The following is a 13,989-nucleotide window of genomic DNA, read 5'->3' on the forward strand; positions in this document are numbered from 1 at the left end:
GTATAAATGCTGTTGACATTTTATCGGGCGGCGAGCCGCCGCCTCACCCGGAGCCTTGACCATGCTTGAAACCATCCGGCGGCGCTTTCAGGCGCTGCAGCCGCAAGCGGACTTCTGCTCGCTGCGCTACGTGGAGGAAGACAACGAGCGCCTGAGCGTGCGCCAGGGGCGGCAACAGCCGCTCGTGCGCCGGCACGATCGCGGCGCGATGATCACGGTGCTCGATGGCGGCGGCTACGGCTATGCGGCCACCGCCGATTTGAGCGAAGCGGGGCTGCGCGCGGCTTTCGAACGCGCACGGAACTGGGCGCGCGCCACAGCGGGACGCGGCGTGTTCGACTACCGGCAGATCCAGATGCCCAGCCCGCAAGGCCGTTACCAGGGACCGGGATGCGATGGCGAGACGGAGTGGCCGCGCGCCGTGCTGCTGGATCTGCTGCTCAGCGAGTCGGCGGCGGCCAAAGGCGGCGACGACCGGGTGGTGGATTGGTCGGCCAGCCTGTGGCGGCAGGATATTCGCCAGTTGTACCTGACTTCAACCGGCGGCGAAGCCGAGCAGCGCATGCGCGCGTTGACGCCGTCGCTGGTGGTGACGGCGTTCGACAAGGGTCGGGTTCAGACCCGCAGCCTGGGTGGACAGTACGGTGGTCTGGGCCGCCAGGGCGGGCTGGAGCTGATCGCCGAGGCAGGCTTGCGCGGCGCGGGCCGACGCGTCGCCGACGAAGCCTTGCAACTGCTGGCCGCGCCCAACTGTCCGAGCGGCAAGATGGACTTGCTGCTGATGCCCGAGCAGATGATGCTGCAGATCCACGAAAGCATAGGCCACCCGCTGGAATTGGACCGGATTTTGGGCGACGAACGCAATTACGCCGGCACCAGCTTCGTCACGCCGGACATGTTCGGCAGCTACCGCTATGGCTCGGATTTGCTCAATGTCACTTTCGATCCGCTGCAGCGCAATGAACTGGCCAGCTACGGCTGGGACGACGACGGCAAGCCGGCGGAGAAGGTGTGGCTTATTCGCGATGGCGTGCTGGAGCGGCCGCTGGGCGGCGATATCTCGTCCGCGCGCGCGCGCCTGAATGGCTTCGCCTTGGATGGCGTGGCGAACAGCCGCGCCTGCAACTGGAACCGCGCGCCGATAGACCGCATGGCCAATCTCAATGTCGAACCCGGCGACAAGACTTTCACGCAACTGGTGGCCGGCATTGAGCGCGGCGTGCTGATGCAAACCAACGTCAGCTGGTCCATCGACGACTCGCGCAACAAGTTCCAGTTCGGCTGCGAATGGGGCCAGTTGATCGAAAACGGCGAGTTGAAGGGCGTGGTGCGCAATCCGAACTATCGCGGCGTTTCCGCCAGCTTCTGGCGCTCGCTGAAGGCGGTGGGCGACGCGAGCACCTTCACGGTGATGGGCACGCCGTATTGCGGCAAAGGCGAACCGAACCAGGTGGTGAGGGTGGGGCACGCCTCGCCGGCCTGCGTGTTCGGCGAGGTGGACGTTTTCGGAGGGGCGGCATGATGCGCGCGCATTTGCAAAGATTGGCGGCGGCGCTGAACGGCCTGCTGCGCGAGGAAGAAGGATTCACGCTGTGGCTGGAGGCGGAGCGCACCGATTTCGTCCGTTTCAACCACGGCAAAGTGCGTCAGGCCGGCCGAGTGGAGCAGGCCTACCTGGATTTGAGGCTGATCCGGGGCAAGCGCCAGGCCACGCAACAGCTGTCGCTGTGCGGTGGCGACGACGACCTGGCCTTGCTGGAGGCCTCGCTGCCGGCGCTGCGTGAGGCGCTGGAGCAGGTGGAGGATGATCCCTTCCTGCTGTTGAGCGAGCAGCCGAACAGCACCGAAAGAATCGCCCCCGGCGCGCTGCCATCGGCGGAGACCATGGTCGCCGACATCCTCGCCTCCGCGGAAGGGCTGGACCTGGTGGGCATCCTGGCCTGCGGCGAGATGAGCTTCGGCTTCGCCAACCATCTGGGCCAGTTCAACTGGCAGCAGGGCGAGAGCTGGAACTTCGACTGGAGCCTGTATTCGCATGGCGACAAGGCGGTGAAGCGCAGCCAGGCCGGCAGCGTCTGGGATGCCGGCGCGATCCGGCGCGGCATCGCCGAGGCCGCCGAGCAGCTGGCCTTGCTGAAGCTGCCGCTGAAAACGCTGGAGCCGGGCGAATACCGCGCTTACTTCACGCCCACCGCTTTGGGCAGCCTGCTGTCCATGCTGAACTGGGGCGGCTTGTCGGAAAAAGAGGCGAGAGCCAAGCGCAGCCCCTTGCTGAAGTTGGTCGACGGCGAGGCCAAGCTGTCGCCGCGGGTCAGTCTGGCTGAGGCGGCCGGGGAAGGGCTGTCGCCGCTGTTTCAGGCCGAAGGATTCATCCGGCCGGAGCGGGTGGATCTGATCGCCGGCGGAGCGCACCAGAACAGCCTGATCGGCCCGCGCAGCGCGCGGGAGTTCGGTCTCGAGCCGAATGCCGGAGCCGACGAGTACGCGGAGTCGATGCAATTGGCGGCTGGCGATCTGCCGCGCGAAGAGGCCTTGAAGGCGTTGGGCACCGGCGTGTATCTGTCCAATCTGTGGTATCTGAACTTCTCCGACCGCGCCGCCTGCCGCATTACCGGCATGACGCGTTTCGCCTGCTTCTGGGTGGAGGATGGAAAGATAGTCGCGCCCCTGGGGGTCATGCGTTTCGACGATAGCCTGTACAGCCTGCTGGGCGAGCAACTGGAAGCCTTGACCGCGGAGCGCGAGCTGCTGGTGGACGCTGGCAGCTATGGCGGCCGGGCCACGCAGAGCAAGCTGCTGCCTGGCGCCTTGGTCAAGGCGCTGCGCTTCAGCTTGTAAGCTCGGCAGCCGGGACAAGGCGGAGGCTGGCCTCGCCCCGGCTGTTTCCTGTTGGCCTCCATGTATGCGGTTTTTACATGGTTGATGTGTTTGGCATGGTTGGACATTGGGACAATATGCTCAATGTTCGCCATGTTTTGGCAGTGAAACGCCGTGACAGGCCATGCGTAAGCGGCATGCTTTCTCTTCATCGCGCATGGTGTAGAATGATCGCATTGCGAACTACGAAAACATGCCGGCAATGCGTTGAGTTCCGGACTTTGCATGTTGACGTGGCGTCTTATTATTTCCAGCCTTCGCCGCAATGGCGGATGTTGTGCCCCGGCGGCGTGGCCAACCATGAGCCGCGCCGCGACACCGAATCAAGGAATGCGTTGTGACCGATATCGCCAAGCTCGAACCGACCGCTGTCTGGGAACATTTCCAAACCCTGTGCGACATTCCGCGCCCGTCCAAGCACGAGGAACAAGTGCGCGACTACATGAAAGGCTGGGCGGAACTGCGCGGCTTGGAAACCGTGGTCGACAAGGTCGGCAACCTGATCATCCGCAAGCCGGCCACGCCGGGCTATGAAGACCGCGCCGGCGTGGTGCTGCAGGGCCATTTGGACATGGTGTGCCAGGCTAATAGCGGCACCGAGCACGACTTCTTCAAAGACCCGATCCGTCCGGTGTTGAAGGATGGTTGGCTGATCGCCGAGAACACCACGCTGGGCGCCGACAACGGCATCGGCGTGGCGCTGGGCATGGCGGTGCTGTCGGGCGACGACGTCGCCCATGGCCCGGTGGAAGTGCTGCTGACGCTGGATGAAGAGGCCGGCATGGGCGGCGCGCTGGGCCTGGAAACCGGCTTGTTGCAGGGTCAATACCTGATCAATATCGATACCGAAGAGTGGGGCGAGTTCTACATGGGCTGCGCCGGTGGCGTCGATGTCAACGTCACCCGTGAATACGCGGTCGAGCCGGTTCCGGCCGGCTACCAAGTAGCCAGCCTGACCATCAAGGGATTGAAGGGCGGCCACTCCGGCGCCGACATCCACCTGGGCCGCGGCAACGCCAACAAGATCCTGATCCGCCTGGTCCGCGAGTTGGAAGCCGAAACCGAGCTGCGCCTGGCCTCGCTGCAAGGCGGCACCGCCCGCAACGCGCTGTCGCGCGAAGCCTTCGCTGTGGTGGCGTATCCCGCTGCCGACGCCGCCAAGGTGGCGGCCAAGCTGGACGCGTTCCAGGCGCTGATGCGCTTCGAGCTGGCCGGCGTCGACGAAGGCGTGGCAGTGCTGTCCGAAGCGGCTTCCGCCGTCGGCGTGCTGGCGGTCGCCGATCAGGATGCCATCCTGTCCGCGCTGCACGCGGCGCCGCATGGCGTCAAACGCATGAGCCAGCGCGTCGAGGGCGTGGTGGAAACCTCGAACAACCTGGGCGTGGTGCATGTGGGCGACGGCAAGGTGTTCGCCAACCTGATGGTGCGCTCCCTGCTGGATTCCGGCACCTGGATGCTGGCGCGCGAAGTGGAAAGCCTGTTCAAGCTGGCCGCGTTCAAGGTGGAGATGGAGGGCGGCTATCCGGGCTGGGCGCCGAATCCGGGCTCCAAGCTGTTGGCGCTGTTCAAGGATGTGTATCGCAAAGAGTTCGGCGGCGAGGCCGAGGTGCAGGTGATCCACGCCGGCCTGGAGTGCGGCATTCTAGGTTCCAAATACCCGAACCTGGATATGGTGTCCTTCGGCCCGAATATCCGCGGCGCGCACGCGCCGGGCGAACGGGTGGAAGTGGAATCGGTGGGCAAGGCCTGGCAGCTGCTGCAGGCGGCGCTGAAGGCGATTCCTGCGCGTTGAGCGGTTTTTCTCGCAATGAAAAAACGGTCTGGCCTTGCCAGGCCGTTTTTTATATCGGCCGCCGGCTGATCATGGCATGCTGCGGGTTTGTCAAAATGCTGGAGAAATCCGTGAAAAAAGAACAATTGAGCATCCATCTGCGTATCCAGTACCTGTGCAAGGCCGCGCTGGCTTTGTCCATCGGCGCGTTTGGCCTGCTGGTGGCGAGCGGAAACATCATCGATTACGACTCCAACTGGCAGTTCGTCCGCCGCGTGCTGGCGATGGACGCGCTGGAGCCGTGGTTCAACGGCGCGGCTTTGGAGGGCCGGGCGGTGCGAGACCCGTTCGGACAGCAGCTGGCTTATTTCGCCATCATCGCCGGCGAAATGATCTGCGGACTGCTATGCGCGGCGGGCGGTATCGGCATGCTGAGGGCGGCGGCGGGGCGCGATGGCCTGGCTTGGGGCAAAAGCCTGTTCACGCTGGGCGCGCTGGTCGCCGTGCTGGTCTGGTATTTCGGCTTCGCGGTGGTGGGCGGCGAGTATTTCGCGATGTGGGCCAGCAAGTGGAACGGCCAGATGAAGGCTTACGCCTTCGTCGGCTTCATTCTGCTCAGCCTGGTCTACATCCGTCAGCGCGAAGAGGCCTGATCGCCGGCGCTCCGCGGTCCCTGGCCGGAGAAATGGCGGCCGAAGCCTATGATCACCAGCGCGCTGGTGAAGATGATCTGCAGATCGGCCAGCAGCCGCACCGGCCAATAGGAGGGGTACATGTCGCCATAGCCGACGGTGGCCGCGGTGGCGATGGACAGGTGGAAGCAGTCCAGAAACAGCAAGGCGGCCTTACCGTAGAAGCCGGGCAGCGGGCCGCCTTGGCGGTCGTACAGCGGCGTCATGCCGTGGAAGGCGCTGCCGCCGCTCAAGAGCAGCGCGAACAGGTAGTACACCACGGCGAATTGCAGCACCAAGCCGATGTAGAGGCCGATCAGGTCGCCCAGCTGGCGTTGGCGCGGCCGCTGCAGGATGTGGCGGCCGGTGCGCCACAGCGGCCAGAAAAACACCGCCCACGCCAGCCATTGCTCGCCCTGGCGCGGTAGCAGGGCATGCAGATCCGCGCCGCGCCACAGCAGCGTGAACAGCGCGGCGCAAACCAGCGACAGCGCCGTTTCCGCGTGCAGTTGCAGCCGGGTTTCCAGGCTGGGCAGCGGCAGCGAGGCCATCAGCCGGCCAGGCGCTCGCGTATGCTCTTTTCGATGCCGGCGGCGTCCAGGCCGCACAGCGACAGCAGCAGCGCCGGATCGCCGTGCTCGACGTAACCGTCCGGCAGGCCCAGCTGTAGCACGGGAATAGCCAGGCGCATGGCTTGCAGCGCCTCCACGCAGGCAGAGCCGGCGCCGCCCATCACCACGTTTTCCTCGACGGTGACGATCAGCTCGTGGGTTTGAGCCAGTTCGCGGATCAGCTCAGTGTCCAGCGGCTTGACGAAGCGCATGTCGGCGACGGTGGCGTCCAGCTGCTCGGCGGCTGCGAGGGCGGGATGCACCATGCTGCCGAAGGCCAGGATGGCGATCTTCTTGCCCTGGCGGCGGACCACGCCCTTGCCGATCGGCAGCGCTTCCATCTGCTGCCGGATTTCCACGCCGGGGCCGGTGCCGCGCGGGTAGCGGACGGCGGACGGGGTGTCGAGCTGGAAGGCGGTGTACAGCAGCTGGCGGCATTCGTTTTCGTCGGACGGCGCCATCACTGTCATATTGGGAATGCAGCGCAGGTAGCTGAGATCGAAGGCGCCGGCGTGGGTCGGGCCGTCGGCGCCGACTAGGCCGGCGCGGTCCAGCGCGAACATCACCGGTAGGTTTTGCAGCGCTACGTCGTGGATCAGCTGGTCATAGCCGCGTTGCAGGAAGGTGGAGTAGATCGCCACCACCGGCTTCAGGCCGTCGCAGGCCATGCCGCCGGCGAAGGTGACCGCGTGCTGTTCGGCGATCGCCACGTCGTAGTAGCGGTCCGGGTGCTCCTTCTCGAAACGCACCATGCCGGAGCCTTCGCGCATCGCCGGCGTGATGCCGACCAGACGCTTGTCCAGCTTGGCCATGTCGCACAGCCAGTCGCCGAACACCTGGGTGTACTGCGGCTTGCCGCCGCCGCTCTTGCCGCCGGCGAGGCCGTTGGCCGGATCGAACTTGGTGACGCCGTGGTATTTGACCGGGTCGTTCTCGGCCAGCTTGTAGCCCTGGCCCTTCTTGGTGACGATGTGCAGGAACTGCGGACCCTTCAGGCTGCGGATGTTCTTCAGCGTGTCCACCAGCACGTCCACATCGTGGCCGTCGATCGGGCCGATGTAGTTGAAGCCGAACTCCTCGAACAGCGTGCCCGGCGTGAAGAAGCCCTTGACGTGCTCCTCCACCTTGCTGGCGATCTCCTTCAGCGGCGGGGCGATGCCCAACACCTTGCTGGAGCCTTCGCGCATCGCGGCGTAGAAGCGGCCGGACATCAGCTTGGCCAGGTAGTTGTTCAGCGCGCCGACATTGGGCGAGATCGACATGTCGTTGTCGTTCAGGACCACCAACAGGTCGGTGTCCATCGCGCCGGCGTTGTTCAGCGCCTCGAAGGCCTGGCCGGCGGTCATCGCGCCGTCGCCGATGATGGCCACGCTCTTGCGGTCTATGCCCAGCGTCTTGGCCGCCACCGCCATGCCCAGCGCCGCGCCGATCGAGGTGGACGAGTGGCCGACGCCGAAGGTGTCGTACTCGGATTCTTCGCGCTTGGGGAAGCCGGCCAGGCCGTCGTGCTGGCGCATGGTATGCATGCGCTCGCGGCGGCCGGTCAGGATCTTGTGCGGGTAGGTCTGGTGGCCGACGTCCCATACCAGGCGGTCGTTCGGGGTGTCGAAGACGTAGTGCAGGGCGATGGTCAGCTCGATGCTGCCCAGATTGGACGCGAAGTGGCCGCCGGTCTTGCTGACCGACTCCACCAGGAATTCGCGCAATTCGCCCGCCAGCTGCGGCAGCTGGGTCCGGGTCAGCTGCCGCAGGTCGGCGGGGCTGTTTATGTTTTCAAGCAGCGGATACATTGTTGTGATTCTGCAGTGAGGTGGCTCGCCGGGCGGTGGTCCGTCCTGATGGTTTCTTCACGAGCGGTTCAAAACGAGCGGGCGACGATGTAGTCGGCCAGTTGTTTCAGGCGATCAGCCTGCGGGCCGAAACCCTGCAGCGCGGCGAAAGCCTGGTCGTGCAAATCCTTCGCCATCCGCTTGGCCTCGGCGAGGCCCATCAGGCTGACATAGGTGGGCTTGTCGTTGGCGGCGTCCTTGCCCGCGGTCTTGCCCAGCGTGGCGGTGTCCGCCTCGCAGTCCAGAATGTCGTCCACCACCTGGAAGGCAAGGCCGATGCGCTTGGCGAAGGCGTCCAGCGCCTCTTTCTCCGCGCCGGACAGCTCGCGGCCGGCCATCGATCCCGCCAGCACCGAAGCGCGGATCAGCGCGCCGGTTTTCAGCATGTGCATGAACTCCAGCTCCGGCAGAGTCAGCGGCAGGCCGACGCTGGCCAGGTCTATCGCTTGGCCGCCGGCCATGCCGGCGTGGCCGGCGGCGTGGGCCAGCGTGCGGACCATTTCCAGCTGGCTGGCCGGGGCGATGCCGGGCATGGGCTGGGAAAGCAGCTCGAAGGCGCGGGTTTGCAGCGCGTCGCCGACCAGCAGCGCGGTGGCGTCGTCATAGGCGATGTGACAGGTGGGCTTGCCGCGGCGCAGCACGTCGTTGTCCATGCAGGGCATGTCGTCGTGCACCAGCGAATAGGCGTGGACCATCTCCAGCGCCGCGCCGATGCGGGCCAGATTGTCGCGCTCCGCGCCGACCAGTTCGCCGGCGGCGAACACCAGCAGCGGGCGCACGCGCTTGCCGCCTTCCAGCGTCGCGTAGCGCATCGCCTCATGCAGGCGTTGCGGCGCGCAGCCGGCGGCCGGCAGCAGCTTTTCCAGCGCCTGCTCCATGTATTGCTGGATGGAGGTCATCCAGCCGATGAAGGTTTCATTGGCCATTGGGCAGATCCAGCGCCTTCAGTTCGTTGTTTTCCAGGATTTTCAGCTGCTGTTCCGCGTCGGCGAGCTTGCCCTGGCAGAACTTGATCAATTCGGTGCCTTGCTTGTAGGAAGCAAGTGCTGTTTCCAGCGGCATGTCGCCGCTGTCCATCGCCTGGATGATGTCCTCCAGCTGGCCCAGCGCGGTTTCGAAGCTGGCCGGCGCTTTTGCGGCTTTTGCCATGGCGGAGTTCCTCGTGCGTGTCAGGCCGACATTCTAGTCCAATTCCGATGAAAAACGACAGTGCTCCGACCCGATGTGCGTCAGATGGGACGGTTTCGGCGCGGCGGCGAATGGTGTAGGGTGGCAGCTCCCTTTCTTTCCCGAGGCCCGACATGTCCGAATCCGCCCGCACCATCCTGATCACCGGCTGTTCCAGCGGCATCGGCTATCACACAGCCAAGTGGTTTCGCGAGAAAGGCTGGCGGGTGTTCGCCAGCTGCCGCAAACAGGGCGATGTGGAGCGGTTGCGCGCGGAGGGCTTCGAAAGCCTGCGGCTGGACGTGGACGACGCCGGCTCGATCCGCTCGGCGCTGGACGAGGTATTGGCGCGGACCGGCGGCACGCTCGACGCCTTGTTCAACAACGCGGGCTTTGGCCAGCCGGGCGCGGTGGAAGACATTTCGCGGCAGGCGATGCGCGAGCAGTTCGAGACCAATCTGTTCGGCCCGTGGGAGCTGACCAACGCGGCGATGGCGGTGATGCGCGCGCAAGGCCATGGCCGCATCGTCTACAACAGCTCCATTCTCGGCTTCGCCGCGATGCGCTGGCGAGGCGCCTACAACGCCAGCAAATTCGCGATGGAGGGCCTGTGCGACACTTTGCGCCATGAATTGCACGGCACGGATATCCATGTCTCGCTGGTAGAGCCGGGGCCGATAGAAAGCCGCTTCCGCCCCAACGCGCTGGCGCGTTTTTTGAAAAACGTCGACATCGACGGCAGCGTGCATCGCGACAATTATCAGCAGCAGCTGGAAAGGCTGAAAAAAGAAGGCCACGCCGCGCCGTTCACGCTGCCGGCCAGCGCGGTGGCCGAGGCCGTGTGGCACGCCGTGACCAGCCGCCGGCCACGCGCCCGCTACCGGGTGACCTTTCCCACCAAGCTGTTCTGGTTCCTGCGCCGCGTCCTGCCTCAGCGCTGGTACGACGGCGCTTGCCGCGGCGCGACATGAGGCATCCAAGTCCTTAATTGAATTTTCCTGATGCCATCTTGATATTTTTTTGTTGATCCGCGTAGCGAATTGGCTTTACATTCATTCGCGCTTGTCATGGCTGCGGCAGTTGGCGATGGCGGGCGCAAAGAATAAAGCGGGCCGGGAAGGCCCCGCGCTACGAAGGAGAACAATTCAAGATGACGCACCTGAAATGGCTGCCCATGCTGGTACTGGGCGGTTCGCTCGCGCTGTCCGCTCATGCAGCCGACCCTAACAAAGTGCTCCGGGTGTCGATCTCCGCGCCGGAAACCGGTTTCGACCCCGGCAAGGTCAACGATGTGTATTCGATCGGCGTGATCGAGAATATTTTCGAACCGCTGCTGAAATACGATTACCTGGCCCGGCCGCTGAAGATCAAACCCAACACCGCGGCGGCGTTGCCAGAGATATCCGCCGATGGCCGCGTTTACACGATACGAATCCAGCCAGGCATTTATTTCGCCGACGATCCGGTGTTTAAGGGCAAGAAGCGCGAGCTGATTGCCGCCGATTATGCCTACAGCTTCAGGCGTTATGCCGATCCGGTGGTGAACTCGCCGGTATCCAATATGATGACCGACTGGATCTTGGGGTTGGAGGAGGCCGGCAAGCGCGCGAGCAAGGCCGGTAAGTTCGACTACGAGGCACCCATCCCCGGCATTCAGGTTTTGGACCGCTATACGCTGAAACTGACGCTGAACAAGCCCAATTTCATCTTCAATTACACGCTGGCTGCCAAGCAATTCGGCGCAGTCGCTCGCGAGGTGATTGAGGCTTACGGCAAGGACACCATGTCTCATCCGGTTGGCACCGGACCTTTCATGCTCAAAGAGTGGAAGCAGGGCAACAAGATCGTATTGGTGGCCAATCCCAATTACCGCAAGGTGGTGTTCGACGGCGAGCCGGGCGATAACCCAGAAGACCAGAAAATAGCCAAGGCATTGGCTGGCAAGACGTTGCCGGTGGTGGGGCGGGTGGAGATCCGAGTGATCGAGGAAGAGCAGCCGCGCTGGCTATCGTTCCTCAACCACCAGCTGGATTGGGTGGTCCTGCCTAAATCTGCAGTGAAGACAGCTCTGCATACTGATGGCGAAGGCAACACCACGCTGAATCCGGCGCTGATCAAGCGCGGCATCCAGAACTCCCACACCCAAGCGATGGACGTCACCTACGCATACTTCAATATGCAGGACCCAGTCGTGGGCGGCTACAGCAAGGACAAGATTGCGCTGCGACGCGCGATCGCGCTGGCTTACCCGGTCAAGAAAGAAGTGGTTCCGTTGCTGTACGCCAATCAAGCGATCCCGATGAAGGGGTTTGTCACTCAGGGGGTTCCCGGTTCCAGCCCAGGCTTCAATGGCCAGCCTGCATATGACCCGGCTCTTGGAAACGCTTTGCTGGACGGGTTCGGATACAAGATAGGCGCGGATGGCTATCGCACCCTGCCTAATGGCAAGCCTCTGCTGATCACCCAGGCTACCCAGGCCTCGGCGTTGGATAAACAGTTCAATCAGGTGTGGCAGAAAACCTTCGACAGCCTGCATATCCGCGTGCAGTTCAAGGTTGCCAAGTGGAACGAGAATCTGAAGAGCGCCTACGCCCACAAGCTGCAGATGTGGAGTTTGGGGGGCACCGCCTCCATGCCGGATGGCGATGACAGCATGGTGGAGCTCTGGTCCAAGAGCATAGAAAGCGGCGGCAATCTAGTGGCATTCAGCCGTCCCGCATTCGACCGCGCGTTCGAAGAATCTCGCCTGTTGCCTAATGGTCCGGAGCGAGAAGCCAAGTTCGAGCAGATGAACCGCATTGTCGCAGCTTATCAGCCGGTGATTCTGGGTGTGACCCGGATGTACAACGAGCTGACCCAGCCCTACGTTGTCGGCTTCAAACGTCATCCGATTTACTCCATTGGCGGCTTCTGGCGCTACGTCGACGTCAACCGGCGCTGAGTCCATCTCGTTCGACTCCGCCGGATGGCCGGACGGAGCAAGGAAAAAACATGTTCGCATTCATCATACGCCGGCTCTGGCAGATGATCCCCACCATGCTGGGCGTCATGCTGCTGGTGTTCGTGCTGTTCAACTGGGTGGGCGGCGACCCCACCTTCATTCTGGAAGGCAAGCGCCTGACGCCGGAGATGCTGGCCAATATCCGCGTGCAGCTGGGCCTGGACAAGAGCCTGCCGGAGCAGTTCCTGCTGTTCGTCAAGCAGGTGTTCACTTACGACTTCGGCAATTCCTGGGCCACGCAGCAGTCGGTTTCCGGCACGTTGGCCAACCGCGTCGGCCCGTCGCTGACGCTGGCGGGCAGCCTGCTGGTGCTGGAGCTGCTGACCGCGCTGCCCATCGCGGTTGCCGTCGCCTATTTCCGCGGCACGCTGACCGACCGCTTGGTCACCATGATCTGCACGGTGGCGATGTCGGTGAGCTCCCTGGTCTACATCATCGTCGGCCAATACCAGCTTGCTTTCGCGATGGACCTGTTCCCGGTGATGGGCTGGGACGACAGCAGCCTGGCCACCAATCTGCTGATCTACCTGCCGTTGCCGCTTATCCTGGGCATCCTGGTGGCGCTGGCGCCCAGCGTGCGCTTCTACCGCAGCTTTGTGGTGGAAGAGCTGAATCACGATTACGTGCGCACCGCGCGGGCCAAGGGCCTGCCCGAGTCGCGCGTGCTGTTCAAGCACGTGCTGCGCAACGCGCTGATCCCGGTGGTCACCAACATCACCATGTCCTTGCCTTTCCTGATGCTGGGCTCGATGCTGCTGGAGCGCTTCTTCGGCATCCCCGGCATGGGCAATGAGCTGCTGAACGCCGTCGACAAGAGCGACTTCCCGGTGATCAAGGCGATCACCATTACCATCGCCGCCGCGGCCATGGTGTTCAACCTGCTGGCGGATGTCCTGTACAAGTGGATCGATCCGCGCGTCCAGCTGAAGTAAGGGGAGAGAGACGATGACGACATTGCAGAATACCGCCGGCGCCGCGCCGGCCGCCGTCCCGTCCCGCAGCCTGTGGGCGCTGGGCTGGCAACGCTTGAAGCGCGACCGCATCGGTTTCGCGTGCCTGTGGATCGTGACCGGCTTCATGCTGCTGGCCTTGTGCAGCTGGGTGGGACTGATCGGTCGCGGTTGGAACGCCGAGGTGGCAGTGTCCTACGCGCCGCCTACTTTTCTGTATCAGCAGGCGCATGATGCTGTCCAGGGCTCTGGCGCGAAAAAAGCCGAGACGGTCACGGGAACGGGCCTGCGCCCTGAGGAAGACCCGATCTGGGCGGAAACCCAGGCGGCGATGAAGAACCGCGACAAGTACGTGGTGCCGGAAGTGAAGAAGGCGGAGTCGCTGACGTTCGGCGCGGATATCCGCGGCCGCGACATTTTGGACAAGGTGATCAAGGGCACATCCACGTCGCTGTTCGTCGGCTTCTTCGGCGCCTTGCTGTCGGTGGTGATAGGCGCGTCGCTGGGCGCTTGCGCCGGTTTCCTCGGCCGCAAGATCGACGATTTCCTGATGTGGTTCTACAACGTGTTCACCGCGATGCCGGACATGCTGCTGCTGCTGGCTTTCGCTGCGGTGGCCGGCCGCGGCCTGGGCACCGTGATCCTGGTGCTGTCGCTGACCAGTTGGCCGGGCACTTTCCGTTTGGTGCGCGCGGAGTTCATCAAGCTGCGTTCGCGCGAATTCGTGCAGGCTGCCGACGCCATCGGCGCCAGCAGCGCGCGGCGGATGTTCGTCCACATCCTGCCCAATGTCTCCCACCTGCTGCTGGTGCAGTTTTCCTTGCTGATGGTGGGCCTGATCAAGTACGAGGTGATCCTGTCCTTCCTCGGCTTCGGCGTCGACGTGCGCCAGGTGAGCTGGGGCTCGATGCTGTCCGAAGTGCCGGAAGAACTGATGCAGGGCTACTGGTGGCAGCTGGCGATGGTGGTGGTATTCATGTCGCTGCTGGTGACCGCTTTCAGCATGCTGACCGACTCCCTGCGCGACGCGCTGGACCCGAAGGTAAAGTGAGGATCACACCATGAGCAACAACAAGACTTTGCTGTCGGTCCGCAATCTGCGGGTGCGTTTC

At 63.8% G+C, this 13,989-nt stretch carries 12 protein-coding genes; 8 read left to right on the plus strand and 4 right to left on the minus strand.

All coding sequences use genetic code 11. The features are described 5' to 3' along the window. Window positions 1-61: 61 nt before the first annotated feature. From LQR33_RS20215 to LQR33_RS20230, 4 genes are all read left to right on the plus strand, one after another. Entirely contained in the window at window positions 62-1,522 is a 1,461-nt protein-coding gene (locus LQR33_RS20215) for a TldD/PmbA family protein (protein ID WP_231470212.1), read from the plus strand. After that, window positions 1,519-2,838, plus strand: a complete 1,320-nt coding sequence (locus tag LQR33_RS20220) for a TldD/PmbA family protein (RefSeq protein WP_231470213.1) — start codon at window positions 1,519-1,521, stop codon at window positions 2,836-2,838. Before LQR33_RS20215 ends, LQR33_RS20220 begins: the two co-directional genes overlap by 4 nt. Window positions 2,839-3,214: 376 nt before the next feature. Beyond that, window positions 3,215-4,669: an aminoacyl-histidine dipeptidase gene (locus LQR33_RS20225; RefSeq protein ID WP_166440652.1), complete on the plus strand. Its 1,455-nt coding sequence runs from the start codon at window positions 3,215-3,217 to the stop codon at window positions 4,667-4,669. Between the two features lie 110 nt (window positions 4,670-4,779). After that, on the plus strand, window positions 4,780-5,301 hold the full coding sequence (locus LQR33_RS20230) for a DUF2165 family protein (protein ID WP_231177733.1): 522 nt from the start codon (window positions 4,780-4,782) through the stop codon (window positions 5,299-5,301). Here LQR33_RS20230 and LQR33_RS20235 read toward each other — a convergent pair. The 4 genes from LQR33_RS20235 to LQR33_RS20250 all read right to left on the minus strand — a co-directional run bounded on the left by LQR33_RS20235 (window position 5,283) and on the right by LQR33_RS20250 (window position 8,908). After that, entirely contained in the window at window positions 5,283-5,870 is a 588-nt protein-coding gene (locus LQR33_RS20235) for an ion channel (protein WP_231470214.1), read from the minus strand. The genes LQR33_RS20230 and LQR33_RS20235 overlap by 19 nt on opposite strands. Beyond that, window positions 5,870-7,720 (minus strand): 1-deoxy-D-xylulose-5-phosphate synthase, encoded by a 1,851-nt coding sequence (gene dxs, locus LQR33_RS20240; RefSeq protein WP_231470215.1) that lies wholly within the window; start codon window positions 7,718-7,720, stop codon window positions 5,870-5,872. The genes LQR33_RS20235 and dxs overlap by 1 nt, the downstream gene beginning before the upstream one ends. A 68-nt stretch (window positions 7,721-7,788) precedes the next feature. Further along, the gene (locus LQR33_RS20245) at window positions 7,789-8,685 is read right to left on the minus strand and encodes a polyprenyl synthetase family protein (protein WP_221666424.1); all 897 of its coding nucleotides are present in this window, start codon (window positions 8,683-8,685) and stop codon (window positions 7,789-7,791) included. Continuing rightward, entirely contained in the window at window positions 8,675-8,908 is a 234-nt protein-coding gene (locus LQR33_RS20250) for an exodeoxyribonuclease VII small subunit (protein ID WP_021476069.1), read from the minus strand. The genes LQR33_RS20245 and LQR33_RS20250 overlap by 11 nt, the downstream gene beginning before the upstream one ends. 152 nt (window positions 8,909-9,060) lie before the next feature. Here LQR33_RS20250 and LQR33_RS20255 point away from each other — a divergent pair, with 152 nt between their 5' ends. From LQR33_RS20255 to LQR33_RS20270, 4 genes are all read left to right on the plus strand, one after another. Further along, the gene (locus LQR33_RS20255; RefSeq protein WP_221666423.1) at window positions 9,061-9,897 is read left to right on the plus strand and encodes an SDR family oxidoreductase; all 837 of its coding nucleotides are present in this window, start codon (window positions 9,061-9,063) and stop codon (window positions 9,895-9,897) included. A gap of 179 nt (window positions 9,898-10,076) precedes the next feature. Then, a complete protein-coding gene (locus LQR33_RS20260) occupies window positions 10,077-11,867 on the plus strand; it encodes an ABC transporter substrate-binding protein (RefSeq protein WP_221667995.1) in 1,791 nt (596 codons plus the stop codon). 50 nt (window positions 11,868-11,917) lie between these two features. Then, entirely contained in the window at window positions 11,918-12,859 is a 942-nt protein-coding gene (locus LQR33_RS20265; protein ID WP_166440646.1) for an ABC transporter permease, read from the plus strand. A gap of 13 nt (window positions 12,860-12,872) precedes the next feature. Continuing rightward, window positions 12,873-13,928 carry an ABC transporter permease gene (locus tag LQR33_RS20270; RefSeq protein WP_221666421.1) on the plus strand — a complete coding sequence of 352 codons (1,056 nt, stop codon included), beginning with the start codon at window positions 12,873-12,875 and terminating at the stop codon, window positions 13,926-13,928. Window positions 13,929-13,989 lie beyond the last annotated feature (61 nt).

Origin of the sequence: Chromobacterium piscinae, assembly GCF_021129175.1 — a bacterium.
GTDB lineage: Bacteria > Pseudomonadota > Gammaproteobacteria > Burkholderiales > Chromobacteriaceae > Chromobacterium > Chromobacterium piscinae.

Excerpts from the sequence above, each read along its gene's own strand:
- LQR33_RS20250 (WP_021476069.1), bottom strand. The coding sequence starts at position 8,908 with ATGGCAAAAGCCGCAAAAGCGCCGGCCAGCTTCGAAACCGCGCTGGGC.
- LQR33_RS20260 (WP_221667995.1), top strand. The coding sequence starts at position 10,077 with ATGACGCACCTGAAATGGCTGCCCATGCTGGTACTGGGCGGTTCGCTC.
- LQR33_RS20245 (WP_221666424.1), bottom strand. The coding sequence starts at position 8,685 with ATGGCCAATGAAACCTTCATCGGCTGGATGACCTCCATCCAGCAATAC.
- dxs (WP_231470215.1), bottom strand. The coding sequence starts at position 7,720 with ATGTATCCGCTGCTTGAAAACATAAACAGCCCCGCCGACCTGCGGCAG.
- LQR33_RS20220 (WP_231470213.1), top strand. The coding sequence starts at position 1,519 with ATGATGCGCGCGCATTTGCAAAGATTGGCGGCGGCGCTGAACGGCCTG.
- LQR33_RS20215 (WP_231470212.1), top strand. The coding sequence starts at position 62 with ATGCTTGAAACCATCCGGCGGCGCTTTCAGGCGCTGCAGCCGCAAGCG.
- LQR33_RS20265 (WP_166440646.1), top strand. The coding sequence starts at position 11,918 with ATGTTCGCATTCATCATACGCCGGCTCTGGCAGATGATCCCCACCATG.
- LQR33_RS20255 (WP_221666423.1), top strand. The coding sequence starts at position 9,061 with ATGTCCGAATCCGCCCGCACCATCCTGATCACCGGCTGTTCCAGCGGC.
- LQR33_RS20235 (WP_231470214.1), bottom strand. The coding sequence starts at position 5,870 with ATGGCCTCGCTGCCGCTGCCCAGCCTGGAAACCCGGCTGCAACTGCAC.
- LQR33_RS20270 (WP_221666421.1), top strand. The coding sequence starts at position 12,873 with ATGACGACATTGCAGAATACCGCCGGCGCCGCGCCGGCCGCCGTCCCG.